The 25632-nt window shown below is 72.6% G+C and carries 16 protein-coding genes and 3 tRNA genes; 14 read left to right on the top strand and 5 right to left on the bottom strand.

The window, feature by feature from the left end; translation table 11 throughout:
* The first annotated feature begins 125 nt into the window (after positions 1 to 125).
* From D1825_RS08530 to D1825_RS08500, 7 genes are all read left to right on the top strand, one after another.
* Positions 126 to 2240 carry a carbohydrate-binding module family 20 domain-containing protein gene (locus D1825_RS08530; RefSeq protein WP_118767005.1) on the top strand — a complete coding sequence of 705 codons (2115 nt, stop codon included), beginning with the start codon at positions 126 to 128 and terminating at the stop codon, positions 2238 to 2240.
* A gap of 241 nt (positions 2241 to 2481) precedes the next feature.
* Complete coding sequence (locus D1825_RS08525; protein WP_118767004.1) at positions 2482 to 3861, top strand: FAD-dependent oxidoreductase; 1380 nt, start codon at positions 2482 to 2484, stop codon at positions 3859 to 3861.
* Between the two features lie 116 nt (positions 3862 to 3977).
* Complete coding sequence (gene htpX / locus D1825_RS08520; protein WP_118767003.1) at positions 3978 to 4853, top strand: zinc metalloprotease HtpX; 876 nt, start codon at positions 3978 to 3980, stop codon at positions 4851 to 4853.
* 174 nt (positions 4854 to 5027) lie between these two features.
* The gene (locus D1825_RS08515; protein WP_118767002.1) at positions 5028 to 14165 is read left to right on the top strand and encodes a DUF5979 domain-containing protein; all 9138 of its coding nucleotides are present in this window, start codon (positions 5028 to 5030) and stop codon (positions 14163 to 14165) included.
* A gap of 69 nt (positions 14166 to 14234) precedes the next feature.
* The gene (locus tag D1825_RS08510) at positions 14235 to 16397 is read left to right on the top strand and encodes a lectin-like domain-containing protein (protein WP_118767001.1); all 2163 of its coding nucleotides are present in this window, start codon (positions 14235 to 14237) and stop codon (positions 16395 to 16397) included.
* 73 nt (positions 16398 to 16470) lie between these two features.
* Positions 16471 to 16890 (top strand): organic hydroperoxide resistance protein, encoded by a 420-nt coding sequence (locus D1825_RS08505; RefSeq protein ID WP_118767000.1) that lies wholly within the window; start codon positions 16471 to 16473, stop codon positions 16888 to 16890.
* Between the two features lie 24 nt (positions 16891 to 16914).
* Positions 16915 to 18834 carry a hypothetical protein gene (locus tag D1825_RS08500; RefSeq protein WP_138067536.1) on the top strand — a complete coding sequence of 640 codons (1920 nt, stop codon included), beginning with the start codon at positions 16915 to 16917 and terminating at the stop codon, positions 18832 to 18834.
* Positions 18835 to 18840: 6 nt separating this feature from the next.
* Here the strand turns inward: D1825_RS08500 and D1825_RS08495 are convergent, their stop codons facing one another.
* The gene (locus D1825_RS08495; RefSeq protein WP_118766998.1) at positions 18841 to 19491 is read right to left on the bottom strand and encodes an NAD(P)-binding oxidoreductase; all 651 of its coding nucleotides are present in this window, start codon (positions 19489 to 19491) and stop codon (positions 18841 to 18843) included.
* Between the two features lies 1 nt (position 19492).
* Positions 19493 to 19996, bottom strand: coding sequence for a YajQ family cyclic di-GMP-binding protein (locus D1825_RS08490; RefSeq protein ID WP_118766997.1), 504 nt, complete (start codon positions 19994 to 19996; stop codon positions 19493 to 19495).
* A 168-nt stretch (positions 19997 to 20164) separates the two neighbouring features.
* Between D1825_RS08490 and D1825_RS08485 the strand changes: the two genes are divergently transcribed.
* The 7 genes from D1825_RS08485 (at position 20165) to D1825_RS08455 (ending at position 22210) form a co-directional block, all read left to right on the top strand.
* A tRNA-Tyr gene (locus D1825_RS08485) sits at positions 20165 to 20246 on the top strand.
* A gap of 167 nt (positions 20247 to 20413) precedes the next feature.
* Positions 20414 to 20486: transfer RNA gene (locus tag D1825_RS08480), tRNA-Thr, on the top strand.
* A 51-nt stretch (positions 20487 to 20537) separates the two neighbouring features.
* A tRNA-Met gene (locus D1825_RS08475) sits at positions 20538 to 20614 on the top strand.
* A gap of 80 nt (positions 20615 to 20694) precedes the next feature.
* Complete coding sequence (gene rpmG / locus D1825_RS08470; protein WP_028045094.1) at positions 20695 to 20865, top strand: 50S ribosomal protein L33; 171 nt, start codon at positions 20695 to 20697, stop codon at positions 20863 to 20865.
* Between the two features lie 108 nt (positions 20866 to 20973).
* Complete coding sequence (locus D1825_RS08465) at positions 20974 to 21423, top strand: FAS1-like dehydratase domain-containing protein (protein WP_118766996.1); 450 nt, start codon at positions 20974 to 20976, stop codon at positions 21421 to 21423.
* Positions 21423 to 21845, top strand: coding sequence for a MaoC family dehydratase (locus D1825_RS08460; RefSeq protein ID WP_118766995.1), 423 nt, complete (start codon positions 21423 to 21425; stop codon positions 21843 to 21845). Before D1825_RS08465 ends, D1825_RS08460 begins: the two co-directional genes overlap by 1 nt.
* A 41-nt stretch (positions 21846 to 21886) precedes the next feature.
* Positions 21887 to 22210 (top strand): DUF2277 domain-containing protein, encoded by a 324-nt coding sequence (locus D1825_RS08455; protein ID WP_118766994.1) that lies wholly within the window; start codon positions 21887 to 21889, stop codon positions 22208 to 22210.
* Position 22211: 1 nt separating this feature from the next.
* Here the strand turns inward: D1825_RS08455 and D1825_RS08450 are convergent, their stop codons facing one another.
* The 3 genes from D1825_RS08450 to D1825_RS08440 all read right to left on the bottom strand — a co-directional run.
* Positions 22212 to 24503, bottom strand: a complete 2292-nt coding sequence (locus D1825_RS08450; protein WP_118766993.1) for an FdhF/YdeP family oxidoreductase — start codon at positions 24501 to 24503, stop codon at positions 22212 to 22214.
* Positions 24503 to 25381, bottom strand: coding sequence for a formate dehydrogenase accessory sulfurtransferase FdhD (fdhD, locus tag D1825_RS08445; protein WP_118766992.1), 879 nt, complete (start codon positions 25379 to 25381; stop codon positions 24503 to 24505). Before fdhD ends, D1825_RS08450 begins: the two co-directional genes overlap by 1 nt.
* Positions 25382 to 25421: 40 nt before the next feature.
* The coding region (locus D1825_RS08440; RefSeq protein WP_158580702.1) for a substrate-binding domain-containing protein at positions 25422 to 25632 on the bottom strand (211 nt) is incomplete at its 5' end.

Here is a 25632-nt window from a genome sequence, read left to right as displayed (position 1 = left end):
CCGGGCCCGGTCCGCCGGTCCCAGCGCGTGCGTGAGCACGCGTCGCAGCAACGGTCGTCGCGACGAGGCGACGGCCGGGACAGGCCCGACGACGTCGTCGGGCCCGACCTCGAGGAGATGCCGTCGTGCCCACGACCCCCCGATCCGCCGGAGCGCGCCGCAGCGCGCTCGGTGCCCTGCTGGCCGCGCTGCTCGCGCTCGCCGGGCTGACCGCGCTCGGATCCGCCAACCCCGCCGTCGCCGCCCCGAGCGGCCCGCGCACCACCGCGGTGAACCTCTTCCAGTGGACCTGGAACGCGATCGCCCGGGAGTGCACGGACACCATCGGGCCGGCCGGCTACGGCTGGGTGCAGACCTCGCCCCCCAACGAGCACGTGCGGCTCGCGGGGCAGTGGTGGACCTCCTACCAGCCGGTCAGCTACACGATCGAGTCCAAGCTCGGCACGCGCGCCGAGTACAAGGCGATGATCGACACCTGCCGGGCGGCGGGCGTCTCGGTGAGCACCGACGTGGTGATCAACCACATGAGCGGGCAGACCGGCAGCGGCACCGGCTGGGCCGGGACCGCGTTCAGCGAGGAGAGCTACCCCGGCCCCGCGGGCGGGTACGGGCCGCAGGACTTCCACAGCTGCCGGACCAACATCGCCAACTACGGCGACCGCTACCAGGTGCAGAACTGCCGCCTCGTCGGGCTGCAGGACCTCGACACGGGCAGCGCGTACGTGCGCCAGGAGATCGCCGACTACCTCAACGACCTGGTCTCGCTGGGGGTGCGCGGCTTCCGCGTCGACGCCGCCAAGCACATCGCCGCGACCGACCTGGCCGCGATCAAGGCCAAGGTCGCCGACCAGAGCGTCTACATCGTCCAGGAGGTCATCGGCGCCTCGGGCGAACCCGTGCAGCCGAGCGAGTACACGGGGATCGGCGACGTCCACGAGTTCACCTACGCGCGCAACCTCAAGTCGGTGCTCAACGGGGGCAACCTCGCGTCGCTGCAGGGGATCGCGAGCGCGTCCTGGCTGCTGCCGTCGGACCGCGCGGGCGTCTTCGTCGACAACCACGACACCGAGCGCAACGGCGAGACGCTCAGCTACAAGGACGGCTCGACCTACCGGCTCGCCAACGTCTTCATGCTCGCCTACCCGTACGGCACGCCCACGGTCTACTCGGGCTACGCCTTCAGCAACAACGATGCGGGCGCGCCGCAGCAGGGCAGCGGCAAGGTCGACGACGCGGCGTGCGGGCAGGGCACCTGGACGTGCGCGCACCGCTGGAACGAGACGGCGCACATGGTCGGCTTCCGCAACGCGGTGGCCGGGACGTCACTGACGCAGTGGTGGGACAACGGCGGCAACCAGATCGCCTTCGGTCGCGGCGATCGCGGGTACATGGCGCTCAACCGCGCCGGGTCGGCGCTGACCCGCACGTTCACCACGTCGCTGCCCGCCGGTCGGTACTGCGACGTGATCAGCGGCGGGGTGAGCGGCTCGGGCTGCTCCGGCACGGCGGTCGACGTCTCGTCGTCGGGCACGGCCACCTTCACGGTGCCCGCGAACGGCTCGGTCGCGCTGCACGTCGGCGCGCGAGTCGGCAGCACGACGAGCCCGACCACGGGGACCGGGACGACCGTCTACTACGCCACGACCAAGGGCTGGTCCGGCTACCGGATCCACTACCGCGTCGGCAGCGGCTCGTGGACGACCGTGCCGGGCGAGGCCATGGCAGCCGCGTGCACCGGGTGGGTGTCGCGCCAGGTGGCGTCGGGCGGGGCAGCCGTGACCGCGGCGTTCACCGACGGCAACGGGCAGTGGGACAACAACGGGTCGGGCAACTACACGCTGACCGGCGCCGTGGTCTCGGTGAAGGACGGCGTGGTCGGGTCGACGACCCCGTGCGGGACGACCCCGACGCCGACCCCTTCGCCGACCCCCAGCTCGACGGGCGCGGCCGCGCAGGTCTCGTTCGGCGTGCAGGCCACGACCGTGGTGGGCCAGAACGTCTTCGTCGTCGGCTCCTCCGCCGAGCTGGGCGGCTGGGACCCCGCCAAGGCGATCGCGCTGTCGTCGTCGGCGTACCCGGTCTGGCGCGCGGCCGTGACCCTGCCCGCGGGGTCGACCGTGCAGTACAAGTACGTGCGCAAGGAGGCGAGCGGTGCCGTGACCTGGGAGTCCGGCGCGAACCGCAGCGTGACGGTGCCGGCGAGCGGGGTGCTCACGGTCACCGACTCCTGGCGCAGCTGAACCGGCCGGGCCCCTGACGGCCCGGTCACCGGACGGGGTGGCGCCGACGCGTGGAGGTGTGGGCGCCACCCCTGGTCCGATAGTGGACCCCCGGGGCCGCTGTCCACGCGCGTCCGGCTTTGTCCGCATCCTGGCTGCCAGGTGAGGCGACCCTGTGCCCGCGTCCTAGACTGGGCCCAGCACAGCCCTGCTCCGTGACGTATCCCGGCAGGGCTCCCCGATTGGAAGGCATCCGGTTCTCGTGAGCACCCCGACCCTGCGCGTCGCCGTCGTCGGCGCCGGCCCCGCCGGCATCTACGCCTCGGACATCCTCTCCAAGAGCGGTCTCGACGTCAGCATCGACCTGTTCGAGCGCCTGCCCGCCCCGTTCGGCCTGGTCCGCTATGGCGTCGCGCCCGACCACCCGCGCATCAAGCAGATCATCGTCGCGCTGCACAAGGTCCTCGAGCGCGGTGACATCCGCCTGCTCGCGAACGTCGACTACGGCACCGACCTCAAGCTCGACGACCTGCGCACGTTCTACGACGCGGTGATCTTCTCGACCGGCTCGATCCGCGACGCCGCGCTGCCGGTGCCGGGCGTCGACCTCGAGGGCTCCTACGGCGCGGCCGACTTCGTGTCCTGGTACGACGGGCACCCGGACGTCTCGCGGACCTGGCCGCTCGAGGCCACGCAGGTCGCGGTGCTGGGCGCGGGCAACGTCGCGCTCGACGTCGCGCGCATCCTGGCCAAGCACGCGGACGACCTGCTGCCCACCGACGTCCCGGCTAATGTGTACGACGGCCTCAAGACCTCGCCGGTCACCGACGTGCACGTGTTCGCGCGCCGCGGTCCCGCGCAGGTCAAGTTCTCGCCGCTCGAGCTGCGCGAGCTCGGCCACGTGCCCGACGTCGACGTCATCGTCTACCCCGAGGACTTCGAGTTCGACGAGGGCTCGATGGCCGCGATCCACTCCTCGAACCAGACCAAGCAGGTCGTCAAGACCCTCACGGACTGGACCCTGAAGGACCCCGAGGAGAACTCGGCCAGCCGCCGCCTGCACCTGCACTTCCTGCACAAGCCGGTCGAGATCCTCGGCGAGGAGGGCCGCGTCGTCGGCCTGCGCACCGAGCGCACCGCGCTCAACGGCGACGGCAACGTCACGGGCACGGGCCAGACGGAGGACTGGGACGTCCAGGCCGTCTACCGCGCGATCGGCTACTTCGGCTCGCCGCTCGTCGACATCCCGTTCGACGACGTCGCGGGCGTGATCCCCAACCGCGAGGGTCGCGTCACCGACGTCGACGGCGAGCACCTGCCCGGCGTGTACGCGACCGGCTGGATCAAGCGCGGCCCGGTCGGCCTCATCGGCCACACCAAGTCGGACGCGTCGGAGACGATCCGTCACCTCGGCGAGGACGTCGCGGCGGCGGGGGAGTCGTTCTACACGGCAACCGAGCGCGAGCCCGGTGCGGTGACCGAGTTCCTCGCCTCGCGCGGCGTCGACGTGGTCGAGTGGACCGGCTGGTCCCTGCTGGACGCCTACGAGCGCGGCCTGGGCGAGCCGCACGGTCGCGAGCGCATCAAGGTCGTCCCGCGCGACGAGATGGTCGCCGTGGCCCTGGGGCGCCCGGTCGCCTGACTCCGCCCCGCGGGACTCTGTGAGGGAACCGCCGCCTTGTGGAACCGCCGCCTTGTGGAACCGCCGAGCCGGCGCACACGTTGCACCGGTGCGGCGTTCTCACAGAAGGTAGGTCCATGGGTCACCAGCACTTCAACGGTCTGAAGACGGCCGCGCTCTTCGGCGTCATGTGGGCCGTCGTGCTCGGCATCGGCTGGCTCGTCGGCGGCGGCAGCGCGCGCTACGTCCTGCTGTTCGCGGGCATCGGGCTCGTCATGACCGCGGTGAGCTTCTGGAAGTCGGACACGATCGCGATCAAGGCGATGCGCGCCCGCCCGGTGAGCGAGGCCGAGCAGCCCGCGATGTACCGCATCGTGCGCGAGCTCTCGACGGCCGCCCGCCAGCCCATGCCCCGCCTGTACGTCTCCCCGACGGCCGCTCCCAACGCGTTCGCCACGGGCCGCAGCCCGGCCAAGGCGGCCGTGTGCTGCACCGAGGGGATCCTGGCGATCCTCGACGAGCGCGAGCTGCGCGGCGTCCTGGGCCACGAGCTCATGCACGTCTACAACCGCGACATCCTCACGTCGTCCGTCGCCGCCGCGATCGCGGGCGTCATCACCTCGCTCGCCCAGATCGCCTTCTGGTTCGGCGGCGACCGCGACCGCGGCAACCCGCTCGGCGGACTGCTGCTCGTCATCCTCGCGCCGATCGCGGCCACGATCATCCAGCTCGGGATCAGCCGCACGCGCGAGTTCGACGCCGACGAGGACGGCGCGCGCCTCACGGGCGACCCGCTCGCGCTGGCGTCCGCGCTGCGCAAGCTCGAGTCCGGGACCAGGTCCCGGCCGCTGCCGCAGGACCGCGAGCTCGTCGACGTCTCGCACCTGATGATCGCCAACCCGTTCAAGGCCGAGGGGATGGCCAAGCTGTTCTCGACCCACCCGCCGATGGCCGAGCGCATCGCGCGCCTCGAGGCGCAGGCCGGCGGGCAGGGCGGCATCACCCGGTACTGACCGGTCGCGCACCGGGGGCAATTCGCCCGCCGCGGGCACATCGGGACAAAGTGCCCTCTGACCTGCGAGAAGTCACCCCGTCGCGGGGGTGCATGCACCCAGGGTCGGCCTCGGCAGCGGGACAGTTGCCTGGGTTAATGGGGCTGCCGCCTGCCCCCGAACGACGGATCTCTCATGCGAAGCGCGACGTTCTTCTCCACCTGGATGCGAGCAGCCGGGCGGGGGGTGGCCGCGCTGACAGCGGCCGTGCTCGTCCTGACCGTCGCGCCGGTCGGGACGGCGGTCGCCGCGGACGACGCGGACTCCTCGACGATCACGGTCGCCAAGACGGTCAACGACGTGAAGTCGGTGCGCGTCACCGCCGGGACGACCGTCAGCTACGCGCTGGTGCTGTCGTGCTCGAGCCTGACCGACGTCTGCACGGACGCGACCCTCAAGGACACCGTCCCCGCGCCGCTCGTGCTCAACCCGGGCTCGGTCCAGGTGACCGGCGGGGCGAGCAGCACCTACCAGGTCACGACGAGCGGGAACGCCCTGACCGTGAAGTTCGTCAAGCCGGCCCTGGGCGGCAAGGTCGGCATGGAGGACGGCGCGCAGTACACGATCCGGTACTCCGCGACGCTGCCCGCGGGCACCCTGGCGGACGACGACAACGCGTCGCTCGTCAACACAGCGAGCCTGACGGCGACCAACGCGCTCATCTCCCCGGTGACCGACACAGCGACGGTCATCCCGACCATCCCGACGACGCTGGCGTCGACCGTGACCAAGTCCGTGTCCCCGACGCAGCTGCCCGCGGTGCGCGACTCCGCCGTCACCTACACGCTGGGCGGAGCGAACTCCTCGAACCGCTCGGTCGACACGCTGGTCATCCAGGACCCCGCGACGGGTGTCACGCCCACCGCCTTCGCGTACGTCGCGCTGACCGGCATCACGACCCTGACGCCCCCAACCGGCGCGAACCGTGTCCAGCTCGACTGGCTCGACGCCGCGGGCACGTGGCACACCGGGTCGCCGGTCGCGATCCCGTCGAACCCGAACGCGCTGCTCACGGGGATCACCGCGTCGGCGGTCAAGGGCACGCGGTTCACGTTCTCCGTCCAGGGTGGCATGCTCCCGGTCTCGGCGAGCCCGGCGTCGATCGTCCTCGCGACGACGACCAACGCCACGGCCGGCGACGTCACGCACAACACGACCGTGACGAACACCGCCGGCTCGCACGTCGTCGTCGGCGCGACGACGAGCCCCGACGTCACCAAGCCGGCGAACCTGCTGCTGGTCCCGGCCAACCTCGGCCCGGTCGTCCAGAAGGCCTTCGGCGTGCCGTCGCTGCTGGCCGGCGCGTCGACCGTGGCCACCGTCAAGGTGAGCAACGGGGACTACCCGATCACCACGATGAGGTTGGCCGAGCCGCAGGCCGGGCACCGAGACCTTGCCGAGCAGGGCCTCACGTTCGCCGGCTTCGTCGCCGCGGACGTGGAGTGGCCCGTCGGAGCGACGCACGCGTCGATCACCTACGCCTACGACACCGGCGCCCCGACGACGGCCGGCACGTCGGCGCGGGACACGCTCCCCGCGCCCGCCGCGGGGCGCACGGTCGCCGGCTTCGACGTGACCTTCACGGGCCCGATGGCGGCCGACGAGTACGCCGTGGTGCCCTTCACGGTCACCGCCCAGGCGGCCGACTCGGGGGACGTGACCGAGACCAACTGGGCCGCGGGCACGGTCGAGACGAGCACCGGCCAGATCGGCTCCGACGAGGACTCCGCGGACCTGACGCGCCGCGCGCTGCGGGTCGCGACCACGTTGACCAAGACGTTCTCCCCGGCCACGACGTACGACGTGCCGGGCACCGGCACCGTCGTCCAGCTCGAGTCGACCGTCAAGCGTGACCAGCCCGTCGGCTCCGGCTCGACGGTCGGCGCGCAGTCCCTCGTCGTCTCCGACCCGCAGGACCCGACGGCGACGCCGGACGCGTTCTGGAACGTGTACGACCTGCGCTCCATCGCCCCGACCGACGTCCCGGCCGGCTCGTCGCTCACGGTCGAGTACTGGGACGGCACCGCCTGGCACACGTTCGGTGCGGGCGCCGCGGCCGGCGTCGGGGTCCAGGGGCCCACGCGCTGGTCCTACACCGTGCCCGCCGGGGTCCGCCCGGACGTCGAGGGCATCCGCTTCACATTCACCCCGACCACGGCCGCAGCCCTCCTGCAGCCCGGCTACACCGTGGTGCCAGCGCTGGGCGTCGCGCTGCGCGGCACGGCCCGCGACGGCGGCGCGACCACGGTGACCGCCGACACCGACGTGACGAACACCGCGCGGACCACCGCGACGAACACCAACGCCTCCCCGGCGACCGGGACCGCGGTCGACGACGCCGTCGTGACCCTGCGGCCGTCGGCGGGCTCGCCCGGCCCGGACCTCGTCGACAAGCTCTGGCGCGACAGCACCGGCGCCTACGTCCAGACCGGCGCCCAGGTGGTCGCCCGCTCGGGCGACACCGCCACCGCGCGGCTCGCCTGGAGCACGGCCGGCCTGTCCTTCGCGCAGGTGAGCGTCGCCGACCCGGCCACCGCGACCCCGGGAGTGACCACGGGAACGGTCTACGACGCGTTCGACCTGGTCCGGATCGCCCCGATCACCTCCGCGACCGACGCGCGGATGACGTTCGACAAGGTCAGCGAGGTCTGGCGCTACAGCGCCGCGACCCAGGCCTGGGTGAACATCACGACCGCCGCCTGCGCCGCCGGCTGCGACGGCGTCTTCGGCGGCTACACGCTCAGCGCGGCGGAGCAGCTCGACACCCTGGCCGTCCGGCTGGTCTTCGTCGAGAGCCCGACGCGTGCGGCCCGCGCGACCGGCGCGCTCGACCCGGCCGTCGGCACGGGCGTGGCCGCCACGACGGGTCGTCGTCCGATCGACCTCGAGTTCCGCGTCCGCGACACCCTGCGCTCGGACCCGAGCCAGGCCGTCCTCGGCTCGACCCACCCGCTGACGTACAACAGCGGCGAGAAGGGCGTCGTCTCCAACGACGTGCGCGTCGTCGGCACCCTGCCCGGCGGCGGGACGTTCGACGCGACCGACGGCGCCTCCATCACGGTCTCCGACAGCCCGCTGAACGTGAACGTCACCAAGGCGTGGGCGTACGGCCCGCTCGGCGTGCCGCAGACCGGCACCGACCCCGAGCTCTACCCGATCGCCGTGGCCACCATCATCGCGACGAACCAGACGGTGAGCCGCGTCGACGAGCTCGTCGTCGCCGACCCCGACCCGACGGCCGCGACCGCCGACCCGTTCACCTACCTCGACCTGTACGAGATCACGAACGTCACGGTGCCCGCCGGGACGACTGCCGGCGCGTCGACCGTCCGGGTGCGGTACCGCGACCCGGCCACGACCGCCGTGACCACCGAGAGCTACACGATCGCCGCGGCGAAGGCGCTGACGCCCACCCAGCTGCGCAACGCGGTCGGCATCGAGGTCCGTCACCCCGGCCGGATCGACGCGAACGCGACGACGACCCTCACGCTCGCGTACCAGCTGCGTTCGTCGGACCGGTACACCGGTGCGGCCCTGCCGACGCCCGCGGTCGGCGCCTCGCGCCTCGCGACCAACACGGTGCTGGCCACCGTGCTCGACGCGGGCGGCCTGGCCTCGCAGAGCGGGTCCGCGACCGACGACGCCGCCGCGGACATCGCGATCGTCGCCCCGAGCTACGCCGTGACGGCGAGCAAGACGATCACGCCCGACACGACCAACGAGGACACCGGGACCAAGGTGGCCACGGTGACGCTCGGGGGGCAGCTCACGGCGCTGTCCTCGGTGCGGACCCGGCAGATGGTCTACACCGACATCTCGCCGACCTTCTGGAACGCCTACGGCTTCACGTCGCTGTCGAGGGTCACGCTGGTCTCGCCCGTCTCCCGGTTCCGGGTCGACGCGCTCGTCGGCGTGGACTACGCGGTGGACCCCGACACGCACGCGATCAGCGTGACCTGCGCGGGCGACGTCGACCTGACCGCGTGCTGGCGCACCGGCACGTGGACGACCGCGACCCCCGGCGTCGCGACCACCGCGGTCCTGCCGACCGGCGTGACCGCCGCTCAGGTGCGCGGCCTGCGGTACGCGCTCGACAAGAACGGCGCCGCCTGGCAGCGCCCGAACAACCCGAACCAGACGGTCACGTTCACCGCGACCCGCCGGGCCACGCTCCTCACGGGCGGACCGGTGCCATCGACGCGTCCCTCGTTCCGCAAGGCGCCGGGGGAGTCGCAGCTCGGCGTCACGACGAACACGGTCACGGTCGACGCGACCGGCGCGTGGAACGACGGCGCGGCCCCGTGGACGAGCTCGGCCACCGCGACCGACACGATCAAGGTCACGCACACCACCAACGCCGTGGCGATCACCAAGAGCCCCACGGGCGCGGTGTCGCCGGGTGGTGACGTCCCGTACCAGATCGCCATCCGCAACGCGGGCAGCTGGGCGATGACGGGCGTGCACGCGACCGACGTCGTCGAGCAGGACGCCGACGGGCCGCTGCTGACCATCCCGGTCCGCGAGCCGCTCGACACGACGCCGATCTTCACGTTCGTGCTGACGAACGCGGCTGGCGCCACGCAGACGGCCCCCGCGGTCACCGTCGACACGAGCACCTACGAGGACGACGGGACCATCGGGTTCTCGCTCCCGGCGGCCTACGCGCTCCCGGTCGGCTACACGCTGACGATCACCGCCAACCTCGAGGTGCGCGCGGACCTGCCCTCGGGCTTCACGATCGCGAACTCGGCGTCCGTGACGAGCGACCGCATCTTCGACACGTGCACGTTCACCGCCAACATGGCGACGCGGCCGTCCACGACCGCGGTGACCACCTGCACCTCGACGACCTCGGTCTACACGCTGCCGGCCTCGCCCGTGCGCGTCGTCAAGGGCGTCAAGGGCGTCGGGGCCGGCCTGCCGACCGCCGCACCCGGTGACGCGAACTACGACGACCTCGGCGTGCTCGCCTACTCCGGCGCCCCGAGCACCGCGTACTGCGAGAACCCGAACACCGCGTTCGAGGGCTACTACCGCACCCCGTGCATCCCGATCACGCGGCCGGGCGGCACGGAGCAGTGGAAGACGTGGCTAACGAACACCGGCAACGTGCCCGGCACGGTCGCCTCGGCGATCGACGTGCTGCCGGCGGTCGACGACCGCGGCGTGATCATCGACCAGGCGCGCAGCTCGCGCTGGGCGCCGGTCTTCACTGGCCACGTGGCCGCCACGTTCACGGACGTCAACGGCGCGCCGCTGACGTACGACGCGGCCGACGGCGTCTCGCTCGTCGTGCAGTACTCGACGGCGGTCCCGGTCACGGTGTGCAACCGGATCGACATCCTCAACACGACCCGCCCAGGCGGTGCGACGGCCGCCGACCTCAACCCGACCAGCTTCCCGGGCGAGACCTCGGCCTGCCTGGCCGGCGGCGCGAACGACGTCAACGCCCGGACGTGGCACGTCTACGACGAGAGCATGTCCGCCGCGGACAAGGCGAAGATCAAGGCGCTCAAGTACGTCCTGACCTACTCCCAGCCGACGCGGGTCAAGGGCCTGCTCCCCGGCCAGACGCTCGCCGTCACGTACCGCTCCACGACGGCTGCCTTCCCGTCCCGTGCGGAGACCGCCGACCGCGACTCGATCGCCTGGAACTCGGTGGCCGCGGGCGCGCAGGGCGTCGCCACGGACGGGTCGAAGATCGTCACGCCCGTGACCGAGGTGCGCAAGACCGGCATCGCGATGGCGACCGGAAGGCTCGACCTGCGCAAGCTCGTCGAGGGCGGGGACTCGTTCTCCGCGCTGCTGCCCTCGAGCTACGCGTTCACGCTGACCTGCACCTCGCTCGGCCAGGACGTCCCGCTGCGCGGTGTCCCGGTCGGCTCGACCATCCCGGACCTGAGCAAGGTGACGGTGCCGGCCGACGGCACCGTGATCGCGTACAACAACGGCATCGTGGACGGCGCGACCGGCCACAACGCCTGGTCGGCGGTCAACCTGCCCGCCTACGCGACGTGCTCGGCGACCGAGGACCCGTCCCAGGGCGCCGAGGTCTCCTACAGCCCGTCGTCCGTCGTCGCGCACCGCGACTTCGCGACCCGCACCGACGTGGCGGACCCCGCCGCGACGGACGGTTCGGCGGGCGCCGCGACGATCGGGCGGATCACCGCGACGAACACGTACGCGGAGGCCGGCTTCTCGGTGCGCAAGCTCGTCGACGCGAGCGGCGCGCAGGACGCGGACGGCGACGCGATCGCCTACCCCGGGCCGTACGGGTTCGTCGCGACGTGCTCGTTCCTGGGCCACGACGTCCTGGACGCGACCTTCACGCTCGCACCGGGCGACGACCCCCAGGAGTTCACCGCCCTGCCGGCGGGATCCACCTGCCCGGTGACCGAGACGAGCGTGCCGACGGGCGCGAACGCGTCCTCGGTCGTCACGCAGGGTGGCGTCGACGGGTTCCCGAGCGCCGGGCCGACCGCGTCCTTCACGCTCACGGCCGACGACGCCGACGGCACGGCGACCACGCAGGTCGCCGTCACCAACACCTTCGCGGTGGGTGCGGTCGCGATCACCAAGGTCGTCGACGGGCTCGGCTCGGACGACTGGGGCAACGAGCAGTTCGAGGTCGAGCTCGAGTGCACGCTCGCCGGTGCCTCGCCCGCGACCGTCTTCCACGCCACGCACGCCCTGAGCAAGGCGTCGCCGTCCTGGACGGTCGAGAACCTCGCCTCGGGTGCGTCGTGCACGGTCACCGAGACCGCGTTCGGCGCGGCGACCGAGCACGAGGTCGATCCGGGCACGTTCGTCGTCGGCGACGACGAGAGCGACCCGACGCCGGTCACGGTGACGAACACGTTCGGCACCGGAAGCCTGCGGGTCACCAAGGAGCTGGCGGGCGAGCCCGCCGCGTCGCTCACACCCGCGACCACGGACACCTACACCGTCTCGCTCGCGTGCACGCGTGACGTCGACGGCACCGAGAAGGCGATCACTGTCCCCGGTGGCGCGACGCGCACCATCACGGGCGCCGGCTCGGCGACCTACTCCGGCCTGCCCTCGGGTGCGCAGTGCACCGTGACCGAGACGGGTCTCGGTCACGCGCAGTCGCACGCGCTCGATCCCGCCGACGGTGTCGTGACGATCGACGAGGCCGACACGGTCGAGGTCGTCGTGACGAACACGTTCGAGAACGGCCAGATCGCCGTCCGCAAGGACGTCACCGGCGTCCGGTCCGACCTCGCACCCGCGACGTTCGACGCGACCGTGACCTGCTCCTGGCACGGCGCGGACGTCGCGCTGCCGGACGGCGGCGCGGTCGTGCTGACCGACGGTGACGAGACCGTGATCGACGACGTCCCGCTCGGCTCGATGTGCTCGGTCTCCGAGGCCGGCGGCACGGGCGCGACGAGCGTCAGCTACGGCACGGGCGACGACTCCGACGCGTCGGCCACCCCGGTGGACGTCGAGGTCGGCGACGGCAGCGACCTGCTGGCGATCCGCAACGCGTACGACGCCGCGGCGCTGACGATCCGCAAGGTCGTCGACGCCTCGTCGAAGGTCGCGGACGACCTCGTCTACTCCTTCACGCTCGCGTGCAGCTACGACGGCAAGCCGCTCGCGGTGGACTCGGCTGACGCCGCGTTCGACCTTCTCGCGAACGGCTCGCGCACGGTCGAGGACCTCCCGATCGGCACGGAGTGCGAGGTCACCGAGACCGGCACGCACGGCGCCCTCGTCGGCTACCGCGTCGGCACCTCGACCGTCCTCGGCTCCGACGGGACCGTCACCGTGCCCGCCGACGGCGAGACGCTCACGGTCGAGAACGCCTTCTCGGCGCTCGAGCTGACCAAGGACGTCGCGCAGGCGACCGTCCAGGGCGGCGACGACGTGGACTACACGCTCACGGTCGCGAACACCGGCCCGGCGGCGACCTCGGACGTGCGGCTGCACGACGAGCTGCCCGCCGCGATCGGCCTCGTGAGCGTGGACGCCCCCGCGCCGTGGGAGTGCACCACGACGAAGCCGGCGGACCGCGACGTGGTCGACTGCGTGTACGCGGCCGGATCGTCGCTCGAGCCCGGGACCTCGGCCCCCGTGGTCGCGGTGCACGCTCGCGTGGCGGACGACGTCGCGGTCGACGAGATCGTCAACGACGCGAGCGTGCGCTGGACGGACACCGGCTCGCCGCAGGACGACCCGCCGGTCCGTGAGGACGACGACGACGCGACGGTCCTGGTCAAGTGGATCGACGCGGCCGTCAGCTCCGCGTGCGTGGCCGACGCGCCGTGGCTGAGCTACGACATCGACCCGCGGAACGTCGACATGTCGACGCACCCCGTGACCATCAGCTGGTTCGCGGACGCCGACCACGACGGCGTTCCCGACGGGGACGCGATCCGCGTCGACACCATCCCCGCCGGCGGCGCGCTGACCGGCAAGATGCTGTGGCCCGGTGCCGCCGTGGACGCGGACGGCATCGGCATCGCGTGGCCGGGCTGGCGCCAGGTGCGCGTCGGGGAGACGCCCACGTGGGAGAACCAGATCGTCGACGAGACGCTGCCGGAGTACGGGCTGCGTGCCGGCGCCCTGGTGCGGATCGACGTCAACCCGACCCTGACGGTGCAGCAGACGTTCCCGGACGACACGCCGCTGTGCGAGGTGGCCCGGACGCCTGACCTGGAGATCACCAAGACGGCGTCGGTCGCCACGGCCGACCGCGGTGACCGGATCTCCTACGCGCTCGACGTGCGCAACACGGGCCTCGGTGCGACGAACGACGTGGTCGTGACCGACCGGATGCCCGCGACGCTGAAGGTCCTGTCCGTCAAGGGCGCGAAGCCGGCCGACGACACGACCCCGCCGTGGACGTGCGAGGTCACCGACCGCGCCGACGACGGGGGCGGCGGCCTGGTCCGGTGCGTCCTGGGCGGCTGGCTCGGTCGCGACCAGAGCGCGCCCACGATCACGGTCTCGGCACGTGTGCTGGCGACCGCGGCGGGTGACGTCGTGAACAGCGCCACGGTCACGTGGACCGACCCCGACGCGGGCGGCGACGTCACGTCGACCGACACCGACGACGCGACCGTCACGGTGCCGAAGGCCGACCCGCCGAAGGTCGACAACCCGCCCGCCACGGACCCCACGGCCGACCCGCCGCCCGCTCTCTCGTCGACGGGCGCCGACGGCATCGGCAGGCTCGCCCTGCTCGCCGTGCTGCTTCTCGTGCTGGGTGCGGTCGCGGTCCGGACGCGCCGACGCGACGAGGCCTGAGAATCACCCGCCGCGCCCGAACTGGACATATGGCCAGATTCGGGCGCGTCGGGTGATGATGAGGCCGTGATGACGCGCCCGCTCCGCCGCCTGCTCGCTGCGGGCGGAGCGCTGGCGCTCGTCGCTGTCCTGGCGAGCCCCGGATTCGCTGACCCCCTGCCGGTCGACGAGCCGTTCGCCGGGACGTTCGCCGACCCGGCGTGGGTGCTGCCCGGCGGCGCGGAGAACGCGGCGACCCTGACACCGGGTGCACTGCGCCTGACCACGCCCTCGCCGGGGTTCCAGGTCGCCAACGCGACGCTCGACGACGCCTTCCGCTCCGACGTCGCGTTCACGATGGACTTCGACTACGGCGCGTACGGCGGAGGCAACCCGGGCGACGCGATGACGGTGTTCCTCATGAACGGGGCCCAGCCGCCGGAGCTCGGCGGCAGCGGCGGCTCGGCAGGCTACTTCGGGATGCAGGGCGCCTACCTGGCCATCGGCCTCGACAACGCCGGCAACTTCGGCGCCGACAACGTCTTCCCGAACACCCCGAACACGGTCACGCTCCGGGGCGCCTCCGCGGCCGCACCCGACCCGTGGCCCGTGCTGGCCGACACCCCCATCCCGGGCGGGACCGTGCAGACCACCGCGGGATCGCCCCGGCACGTCCAGATCCTCGTCGAGCCGAACGGCGCCGACGGGAACTTCGTCACCGTCCGGGTCGCCGCCGTCTCGGGCGGCCCCCTGACCACGGTCTACGACCGCGTCGACGTGCGCGGTCTGGGCCGCGGGCAGCCGATCCGTCCCGCGCAGTTCCGGATCGGGTTCTCCGCGGCGACGGGCGGCGCGACGAACACCTACGAGGTCAGCGACTTTACGGCCACGGCCGACGTCGACCTGGCGGTGGCCAAGACCGGCCCGACGACGGTCTACCCCGGCCGGGAGGTGTCCTGGCAGATCGAGGCGACGAACGACGACACCAACCCGGTCGAGGACGCCGTCGTGACGGACACGGTCCCGGCGGGCATCGCGGACGCCACCTGGGAGTGCACGTCAGCGGCACCGCAGGCCTGCCCCGACCCGCCGACCGGTGCCGCGGCGGGCGGCGCCATCACGGTGCCGCTGCGCCTGCTGCGCGACGAGGCCGCGACCATCACGGTCACCGGCACGGCGACGGACGCGCTCGCGGGCTCGTCGGTCTCCAACACCGCGGAGATCACGGCCGACAGCCGCACCGAGCTCACTCCCGCGGACAACGAGGACACCTGGACCACGCGCGTCCGCGCACTGCCCGACCTCGCGCCGACGGTCGCCGTCGCGCAGGATCCGCTGGTCCTCGGCGGCCCGGTCGCCTGGACGGTCGACGTGGAGAACCTGGCCGCGGACGACGGTGACGCGCCCGACGCGGCGGTGTCCGTGACGGTCCCGCCGGTCGTCGACCGGTCGAGCCTGACGCCGCCCGCCGGTTGCACGCCCTCGCCGGCGGGCTTCCTTTGCAGCCTCGGCCCGCTCGCCGCGGGCGGGACCACGACGCTTTCCTTCGCGGGCACCCTCGCCGACGACGTCGACGCCTGCACCGCGGGGGACTCGACGTTCACCGCGACGACCTCGACGTCGATCACGGACGCCGACCCGGACAACGACGTGGACTCCGTCGACGTGCCCTGCACGGTGCCGGTCGACCTCGCGATCACCAAGTCCGCCTCGGCGGCGAGCGTGACGGTCGGCGACGGCCTGACGTACACCCTCGTCGTGACCAACGCGGGGCCGACGGTCGCCCCGGCGACGACGGTCGACGACGCGCTGCCCGCCGGGCTGGGCGACGCGACCTGGACCTGCGAAATCTCCGACGGCTCGTCGTGCACCCCGGGTTCGGGCTCGGGCGACGTGACTGACGTGAGCGCGGACGTCCCCGCGGGCGGGACCGCGACGATCGTCGTCTCCGGGACCGCCACGACCGTCGGCACGCTGTCGAACACCGCGACCGTCACACCGTGCGCGGCCTGCACCGACGCGGGCACCGCGGACGACTCGGCCACCGCGAGCACGCAGGTCCTCGCCGCACCGGAGCCCACGCCGTCGCCGACCGCGACGTCCACGCCGACCCCGACCCCGTCGCCCACCGACGACGACGGCCTCGCGACCACGGGCGCCGACGCCGCCACGCCGCTGGCGTGGGCGCTCGCACTGGTCGTCGGCGGCCTCGTCGTGCTGCTCGTCTCCCGCAGGAACATCAGCCGCCGATAGTTGCCCGGAACATCGGAGCCGCGCGAACGGTTGGGGCCGAGGTACCGACCGCACCTCGCTAGGAGCCCCGCTCGTGGACACCATCTACACCGCTTCCGCCCTCTCGACCGGCGACGGCCGCAACGGCCACGTCCGCACGTCGGACGGCACGCTGGACGTCGACCTGGCGATCCCGAAGGAGATGGGCGGCGCGGGCGGCGCGCTCAACCCCGAGCAGCTGTTCGCCGCCGGGTACGCGGCCTGCTTCCATTCGGCGCTGCGCGGGGTCGCCCGCCAGGCGTCCGTGACGCTGGCCGACGACTCGGTCACCGCCGAGGTGGCCCTGGGCCGCTCGGGCGAGGGCTTCGGGCTGGGCGTCGTGCTGCGGATCGAGCTTCCGGGCCTCGCGGCGGACGTCGCCGACGATCTCGTCGCGAAGGCTCACGTGATGTGCCCCTACTCGAACGCGACCCGCGGCAACATCGAGGTCGAGCTCGACGTCACCGTCGGCTGACGATCGACCACTAGGGTGCGCTCCGTGGATGCGCACCTGCTGACGACTGCCGACGCGGCCGCGTGGGGATCGCGCCTGCCGCGCTCGCTGTACCGCGTGCTGGTCCTCGTGCCGTTCGTCGTGCTCGCAGGACTCGCGATCGGCGGCTCGATCGCCGACACGACAGTCACGGTCGCGGACCTCGCAGCCCGGTCGTACGGGGTCCTCGCAGCAGTGCAAGGGCTGGTCGTCGGCGGCCTGGTGATCGCTGCCTGGCGCCCGGACCTGGGTGCCTGGCTCGGTGCGGCCCTCGCGTGCGCGGCCGCATCGGTGCCGGAGACCGCCACCGTCCGCGGGTGGCTCTGGGTGGTCGCGGTCGCGTTCGCCGTCCTCAGCGTCGTCGACGCCGCCGCCGGAGCACGGCAGCGGGTGGTCGCGAGGGCGTGGGGGCCCACGGTCGTGCCAGACCTCGACGACGCCACCCGTGTGCGGGCCAGCCGATGGCGCTGGCCCGCGCTGGCCGCGGTGACGGCCGCGGCGGCCGTCGCGGTCTTCGCCGCCGTGCTCTGGCACCACGACGCCTCGTCGGCAGCGGCGTTCCGCGCCGACTCGGAGGTTGCAGTCGGGACCGTCGTCGCGGTCGAGGACGACGGTTTCTGGGCCGACGTCGAGGTGGGCCAGACGCGACACCGTGTCGACACCGAGCTCGCGGCCCCTGAAGTCGGTGACGCGGTCGAGGTGCGGTTCGCGCGCCACGGCGACCGCGCAGAGCTCACCGACCAGGTGTTCGACCCCACTGGTGCGATCGTCCTGCTCGGCCTCGCGTCGGCGCTGGGCGCCGGGGTCGCCCTCGTCGAGGCGGGCAGGCGCCGCGCCGTGCGCCGCCTGCTCGTGCACGGCGGCGTCGCCGTGACAGTGGCGATCTCGCCGCGCTCGGCGACTGCACTGCTGGCCGTTCCCGTCGACACGAAGGACCGGACCGAACCCGTCGTCGCACGTCTGCGGATCTCGAAAGCCGACCCGGGAGGGCTCGGTCCGGACGGCGAGCCGGAGGAGGTGTGGCAGGAAGAGGACGACGAGCCCGACATCAAAACCCTGCCCGATGACGAGCTCCTGCGCGCGGCGGCAGCACTCGTCGAGGAACCGCGGCTCGAGGTCGGCCCAGCCGTCCCTGCGGACACGACGGCCCTCGTCGTCGGTCTGCACGCCTACGGCGACCTGCCGTTCGTGCACGTCGACGGCCAGTGGTGGTCGAGCGACCTCCCGGCCCGGGACGACCGCGGGCTCCGGCAGTGGCGCGGCCGGCCCGCCCCGAGCGACACACCGGTCGCTGTCGGCGGGGAGCGAGTCCGGCGCGGGTCGGGCGGCGTGCGCCGCTCAGCAGTGCCGGCCGCGGGACGTGAGGCCGGTGGGGGGTTGCGCCGACTCAACCAGCGCGTCCCCACAGCCTTGCCCCTGCTCGCGTGGGTCGCGGTGGTCCCGGTCGCGTCGTGGCTGTTCGGCCCGGACGGAGCAGACTGGTGGGGAGCGTTCCTGGCGACGGTCGGTGCGTTCAACCTCGGGTCGACGTGGACCCAGAGCACACGACCGCTGCTGCGCGTCGTGCCCGACGGGCTGTGGCAGACCGGCGGGCTGCTCGACGAGCACGTGCCCTGGTCGCGCGTTGTCCGCACGGTCGCCGACGACGACGCGCTCGTCGTGCGGCTCGTCGACGACGCGCTGCTGCTCCCGGTCCGCGCAGACGGGACGGGCCCGGCACTGGTCGCAGGCACCCGTGCACCCGACGAGGCGCTCAGGCTGCTCGAGGACGCGCGCATGTGGGCGGTGGCCGTCCTGCCCCAGACGATCGATCACACCAGGCGACGGGGCGCGGCCCCAGGTCGCCGGCGACTGTCGGTGTCCGTGGTCGGCGGAGTCGCGTGGGGCGCGGCCGTCCTCGTCCCAGCGGTGCTGGCACTGACCTGAGGCCGATCAGCGCACGAGCACTCGGACCGCCTCGTCCACGGCGGTCGGGCCGTCCGTGAGCTCGACGATCGCGCGTGACAGCCTGGGCTCGTGCAGGGCCTCGGCGATGAACGCCGCGACGTCGTCCCGGTGGACGTCGCCGTAGCCGATCGCCGGTCCCGCTGTGACCCGCCCGTTGCCGGGCTCGTCGACCAGGGTTCCCGGACGCACGATCACCCAGTCGAGGTCGGTGGCCACGAGGTAGACGTCGGCCTCCTTCTTGACCCGCATGTAGTGCTCGAAGCCCTCGCCCGCCCCGGCTCCGCGCCCGGCCTCGGGGAACACCGACACGAGCACGAAGCGCTGCACGCCCGCGAGCGCCGCCGCGTCGGCGGCCTTCTGCAGGCCCACGCCGTCGATCAGCGTGGTCTGCTCGGCGCCCGTGCCGTGCGCGCCCGCGGAGAACACGACCGCGTCGTGCCCGGCGAACGCGTCTGCCAGGTCCTGCACCGAGTCCGCGATCAGATCGCCGACGACGGGCGTCGCGCCGCTCGCCGCGATCGTGTCGGCCTGCTCCGGGCGCCGGTGCATGCCGGTCACCTCGTCGCCGCGGGCCGTCAGCAGCGCGGCGAGCCGGCGGCCCACGCCGCCGGCCGCGCCGATCTGGAAGACGCGCACGTCAGCGGTAGTTCGTGAACTGCAGGTCGGCGTCGACGTCCGAGCCCTTGAGGAGCGCGATCACGGCCTGCAGGTCGTCGCGGCTCTTGCCCGTGACGCGCAGCTCGTCGCCCTGGATCTGCGTCTTGATGCCCTTGGGGCCCTCGTCGCGGATGATCTTCGCCACCTTCTTGGCGGTCTCGCTGCTCAGACCCTCCTTGATGAGGGCCTCGAGGCGGTACTCCTTGCCCGACGGCTTGGGCTCGGGGCCGTCCTCGCCGGTGTCGAGCGACTTGAGCGAGATGCCGCGCTTGATGAGCTTGGTCTGGAAGACGTCCAGCACCGCGAGCACGCGCTCGGAGGAGTTGGCGATCATCAGGATCTTCTCGCCGCTCCAGGCGATCGACGCGCCGACGCCCTTGAAGTCGTACCGCTGGGCGATCTCCTTCGAGGCCTGGTTCAGCGCGTTGTCCACCTCCTGGTGCTCGACCTTGCTGACGACGTCGAACGACGCTTCGCTCGCCATGACTGTCCTCCTTCGCCCGTGCGCGGGCTGGTGCTCGTCGGCGCCACCGCCCGTCCCGGGCAGTGGAGTGGATGACCGTTTCGCTCTGGGCGCCCCGGTGTTGCTATCCTTCCACGGCACGCCACGGCAGTGCCGTCCGAACCGGACGGTCCTCCGAGCGGCATCCCCGGCGGGTTACCCGAGTGGCCAAAGGGGGCTGACTGTAAATCAGCTGGCAACGCCTACGGGGGTTCGAATCCCTCACCCGCCACGTTGTCGAAGAGGCGCTCTCCACCAGGAGGGCGCCTCTTCTGCGTCACCAGCGGTTCGCGTCGAGAGCGTCGGCCGCGATGCACGGGTGACGCCGGACACGGTCCAGGGGCCGGGCGGCGGCCGATTTCGCGTCCACCCCGGTGGCCGTGTAACCTAATCCGCGCTGCCCCGATAGCTCAGTCGGCAGAGCGTCTCCATGGTAAGGAGAAGGTCAAGGGTTCGATTCCCTTTCGGGGCTCTGTGGTGTGTCCGGTCCCGCGTCGTCAGGCGCGGGGTCGGAGGCTCCCGTGGCGGGGTAGCTCAGGTGGTTAGAGCACACGGCTCATAATCGTGGTGTCGCGGGTTCGAGTCCCGCTCCCGCTACCAACCAGGAACGAAGGCAGTGCGTCGGCCGGCGCGCTGCGAGAAGCAGAAGCGAGCGCCTCGGCGCGAGAGGTGGCAAGACCATGGCCAGCAAGAGCTCGGACGTCCGTCCGAAGATCACGCTCGCGTGCACGGAGTGCAAGGAGCGGAACTACATCACCAAGAAGAACCGTCGGAACGACCCCGACCGTCTTGAGATGAAGAAGTTCTGCCCCCGCGACAACCGCCACACGGTGCACCGCGAGACCCGCTGATCTCAGCGCTATGACATCAGGCACGCCCCGGCTTCAGGTCGGCAGGCGTGCCTGTGTCGTATCAGGGACCATCCACAGGGCCAGTCACAGGACGTTGGAGAGCGCACCATGCCGGTCGACACGAGCTATGCGGGGCGCGAGTACCCGCCCAACGCCGTCTACGAGGTGAGCCGCGTCAAGCTCGCGGAGTTCGCGAGCGCGGTGGGTGCGACCCACCCCGCGCACACCGACCCCGCCGCCGCGCAGGCGCTCGGCCACGCGGACGTCATCGCGCCGCCGACGTTCGCCGTCGTGGTGGCCCAGCGCGCCGAGGCCCAGCTGTTCGAGGACGAGGCGGCCGGCATCGACTTCAGCCGCGTGGTGCACGCCGACGAGCGCTTCACGCACCACCGCCCGATCCGCGCCGGTGACCGCCTGGTGACCGTGCTGCACGTCGACTCGATCGTCGAGCGGGCCGGCCTGGCGATGATCTCGACGCGTGCGGAGATCGCGAGCGAGGACGGCGACCCGGTCGCGACCGTCCGGTCCACCCTGGCCGTCCGCCCCGAGGAGTCCTGATGGCCCCCACGCTCGCCGAGCTCATGGTCGGCCAGGAGGTCGCCCGCGCCGAGGTCGTCGTCGACCGCGCACGCCTGGTCCGCTATGCGGGCGCGTCCGGCGACTTCAACCCGATCCACTGGAACGAGCGCGTGGCGACGGCCGTCGGCCTGCCGGGCGTCATCGCGCACGGCATGTGGACGATGGGTGCCGCCGCGGGACCGGTCGCGGAGTGGGCCGGCGACCCGGGCGCGATCGTCGACTACCAGGTGCGCTTCACGCGCCCGGTGCCCGTGCCGGACCCGGGCTCGGCCACGGTCGAGGTCGTCGCCGTGATCGGTGCGCTCGACGAGGAGGCGGGCACCGCCCGCATCGACCTGACGGTGTCCGTCGAGGCGACGCGCGTGCTCGGCAAGGCGCAGGCGGTCGTCCGCCTGTCCTGAACGTCTGGCGCGAGGGCTCGTGGCCGACTTACCGTCGTAGCATGTGCCGCAACATCACCACCCTGCGAGGGCTCGAGCCACCGGCGACCGACGAGGAGGTCGAGGCTGCCGCGCGCCAGTACGTGCGCAAGGTGACGGGCGTGCAGAAGCTCACCGACGCCACCCGTGAGGCGTTCGAGGCCGCGGTCGCCGCGGTCACGGCCGCGACGGTGAGCGTGCTCGATGACCTGCCCGAGCGCCGGGTGCCGCCCACGACGGTACCGCCGCTGCGGCGCGCCGAGGTGCAGGAGCGCATCGCCCGGCGCATCGCGGAGCGCGAGGAGCACGAGCGGATGCACGAGCTGGGCGTCGCGCACACGCACTGAGTCAGCCGCGCCTCTCCAGCCGCACGATCACGGCCTTGGACACGGGCGTGTTGCTGCCGATCGCGGTGCTGTCCAGCGGCACCAGCGCGTTCGCCTCTGGGAAGTACGCCGCGGCGCATCCCCGCGAGGTCGGGTAGGAGACCACCCGCAGGTCGCGCAGCTCGCGGTCGGGCTCGTCGCGCCACTCGCTGAACACGTCCACCCGGTCGCCGTCGGCGAGACCGAGGTCGCGCAGGTCGTCGGGGTTGACGAAGACGACGTCGCGGCCGTGCCTGATGCCGCGGTAGCGGTCGTTGAGGCTGTACATCGTGGTGTTGAACTGGTCGTGCGACCGGATCGTCTGCAGGATCAGCCGACCCGGCGGGCACTCGACCGGGACGAGCTCGTTGACGGTGAGCATCGCCTTGCCGGTGGCCGTCGGGAACGTGCGCGAGTCCCGGGGACCGTTGGGCAGCACGAACCCGCCCTTGACCCGGATCCGCTCGTTGAAGTCCTCGAACCCGGGCACGACGCGCGAGATCGAGGAGCGGATCGTGTCGTAGTCGCTCTCGAACCCGGCCCAGTCGATGGGCCCGTCGTCGCCGAGGACGGCGCGGGCCAGGCGCGTGACGATCGAGATCTCGGAGAGCAGTGCGTCCGACGGCGGTGCGAGCGGGCCGTGCGTCGCGTGCACCGCGCACACGGTGTTCTCGACCGAGACGAACTGCGGCCCACTGGCCTGCAGGTCCACGTCCGTGCGGCCGAGCGTCGGGAGGATGAGGGCCTCGGCGCCCGTGACCGCGTGCGAGCGGTTGAGCTTGGTGGAGACCTGCACGGTCAGGTCGGTGCCGCGCATCGCGGCCTCGGCCGCGGCGGTGTCGGAGATGGCGGCGACGAGGTTGCCGCCGAGCGCGAACCAGACCTTGATCTCGCCGCGCTGCATCGCCTGGATCGACTGGACCGAGTCGAGCCCGTGGGCGCGCGGCGGCGAGAACGAGAACTCCGCCGCGAGCGCGTCCAGGAAACGGTCGGGCATCCGCTCCCAGATCCCCATCGTCCGGTCGCCCTGCACGTTGCTGTGGCCGCGGATGGGGGAGGCGCCTGCGCCGGGCTTGCCGATGTTCCCGCGCAGCAGGAGCAGGTTGACGATCTCCTTGATGGTGTCGACGCCCTTGCGGTGCTGCGTGATGCCCATCGCCCACGTGATGATCACGCGCTCGGCGGCCAGGTACCTGTCGGCCAGCTCGTCCATCTCGGCCACGGTGAGGCCGGTCGCGGCCAGCACCTCCTGCTCGTCGAGCGCCGCCAGGTGCGCGCGCAGCTCGTCGAGACCCGCGGTGTGCTGCGCCAGGAACTCGTGGTCCAGCACCGTGCCCGGGCGGCGCTGCTCGGCCTCGAGGACGCGCTTCGAGACCCACTGCAGCAGCGCCATGTCGCCGCCGCTGCGGATCTGCAGGAACTGGTCGGCCAGCTCGGTGCCGCGGCCCACCGTCCCGCGCACGGTCTGCGGGTTCTTGTAGCGCCGCAGCCCGGCCTCCGGCAGCGGGTTCACGGCGACGATGGCGGCGCCCTGCCGCTTCGCGCCCTCGAGCGCGGTCAGCATACGGGGGTGATTGGTGCCCGGGTTCTGGCCCATCACGATGACGAGGTCGGCCTGCGCGAAGTCGTCGTAGGCGATCGTCGACTTCCCGATGCCGAGCGTCTCGCCCATCGCGACACCCGTCGACTCGTGGCACATGTTCGAGCAGTCGGGCAGGTTGTTGGTGCCGAAGGCTCGCACGAACAGCTGGTAGACGAACGCCGTCTCGTTGGCCGTGCGGCCGCTCGTGTAGAACGCGGCCTGGTCCGGCGAGTCGAGCCCGCGGAGCCGGTCGGCCACCAGCGCGAACGCCTCGGCCCAGCTCACGGGGACGTAGTGGTCGCTGCCCGCCGGCTTGTGCACGGGCGCGACGAGCCGGCCCTGCTGGCCCAGCCAGTACTCGGACCGTCCCAGCAGGTCGGTCACGGAGTGCTCGGCCCAGAACGTCGTCGGGACCGTCAGCGGGTTCGCCTCCCAGGTCACCGCGCGGGCGCCGTTCTCGCAGAACTCGGCCCGGCCGGTGTGCCCCGGGTCGGGCCACGCGCAGCTCATGCAGTCGAGCCCGTCCTTCTGGTTCAGGTGGCTCAGGACCTTCAGGGCGCGCGCCGGCCCCATGCCCTCGAGCGCGTACGTCATCGCGTTCGCGACCGCAGGCAGCCCGACCGAGTGCGTCTGGGGCGGGTTTACGGTCAGCTGGTCGGGCGTCGGCTCGGTGACGCGTCGGGTGCGGGCCATCAGACCGTGACCGCCCGCTCGCCCGGCGCGATGGCCCCGGCCGACGACGGCGGGCCCACCCGGTCGGGCCGCGCGTAGACCACCATCGACGGCCCCCGCAGGAACCCGACGAGCGTCAGGCCTGACTCGTCCGCGAGCTCCGCGGCCAGCGACGACGGCGCCGAGACCGAGGCGAGGAACGGGATGCCCGCCATCAGCGCCTTCTGCGTCAGCTCGAACGACGAGCGCCCAGAGACCACCAGCACCGTCCCGCGCAGCGGCAGGCGGCCCTGGGTCAGCGCCCAGCCGAGCACCTTGTCGACGGCGTTGTGGCGACCGACGTCCTCGCGCAGCACCAGCAGCTCGCCCGTGCGGCCGTCGAACAGGCCCGCGGCGTGCAGGCCGCCCGTGCGGTCGAACACCGCCTGGTGCTCGCGCAGCCGGTGGGGGAACGTGGCGAGCAGGTCCGCCGGGACCACGAGCTCGTCCTCGGTCACCGTCCAGGACGAGCGGGTGCGGACCGCGTCGATGCTGGACTTGCCGCACACCCCGCACGCGGAGGTCGTGGCGAAGGAGCGCTCGAGGCTGGGGTCCGGCGCGGGCACCGACGGATCGAGCGTGACGTCGAGGACGTTGTAGGTGTTGCGGCCCTCGTCGTCCGTCCCGGCGCAGTACCGCGCGGCGACCACGTGCTCGGCCGCCGTCACGACACCCTCCGAGAGCAGGAACCCGGTGGCCAGCTCGACGTCGTGCCCCGGCGTCCGCATGGTGACGACCAGCGACCGGCCACCGACGCGGATCTCCAGGGGCTCCTCCGCGGCGAGGTGGTCCTCCGCGCGCCGCTCCGGCGTCCCGAGCTCGATGCGTGTCACCCGACGACGAACCACGATCCTGGCCATACGTCATCATCGCAGCCGACGTGCGTCGGCCGCCTGGGAACTACGCCGGAACGGGCCCCGTCGTCGTCCCCACGCGCAGCGACACGGGCAGCTCGCGGTGGTCCGGCTCCGCGCCGGCCAGCAGGTCCTCGACGAGGTGCCCCACGGCCTCACCCTTCTCGGTGAGCGGCTGGACCACGGTGGTCAGCACGTCGGCACCCAGCCACGGCAGGTCGATGCCGTCGAACCCGGCGACCGAGACGTCCTGCGGC

Source organism: Cellulomonas rhizosphaerae, from assembly GCF_003470205.1.
Lineage (GTDB): Bacteria > Actinomycetota > Actinomycetes > Actinomycetales > Cellulomonadaceae > Cellulomonas > Cellulomonas rhizosphaerae.
This window is presented reverse-complemented; position numbering and strand designations above follow the sequence as displayed.

Excerpts from the sequence above, each read along its gene's own strand:
- D1825_RS08460 (WP_118766995.1), top strand. The coding sequence starts at position 21,423 with ATGGCCCCCACGCTCGCCGAGCTCATGGTCGGCCAGGAGGTCGCCCGC.
- D1825_RS08510 (WP_118767001.1), top strand. The coding sequence starts at position 14,235 with ATGACGCGCCCGCTCCGCCGCCTGCTCGCTGCGGGCGGAGCGCTGGCG.
- D1825_RS08515 (WP_118767002.1), top strand. The coding sequence starts at position 5,028 with ATGCGAAGCGCGACGTTCTTCTCCACCTGGATGCGAGCAGCCGGGCGG.
- fdhD (WP_118766992.1), bottom strand. The coding sequence starts at position 25,381 with ATGGCCAGGATCGTGGTTCGTCGTCGGGTGACACGCATCGAGCTCGGG.
- rpmG (WP_028045094.1), top strand. The coding sequence starts at position 20,695 with ATGGCCAGCAAGAGCTCGGACGTCCGTCCGAAGATCACGCTCGCGTGC.
- D1825_RS08490 (WP_118766997.1), bottom strand. The coding sequence starts at position 19,996 with ATGGCGAGCGAAGCGTCGTTCGACGTCGTCAGCAAGGTCGAGCACCAG.
- D1825_RS08450 (WP_118766993.1), bottom strand. The coding sequence starts at position 24,503 with ATGGCCCGCACCCGACGCGTCACCGAGCCGACGCCCGACCAGCTGACC.
- htpX (WP_118767003.1), top strand. The coding sequence starts at position 3,978 with ATGGGTCACCAGCACTTCAACGGTCTGAAGACGGCCGCGCTCTTCGGC.
- D1825_RS08455 (WP_118766994.1), top strand. The coding sequence starts at position 21,887 with ATGTGCCGCAACATCACCACCCTGCGAGGGCTCGAGCCACCGGCGACC.
- D1825_RS08465 (WP_118766996.1), top strand. The coding sequence starts at position 20,974 with ATGCCGGTCGACACGAGCTATGCGGGGCGCGAGTACCCGCCCAACGCC.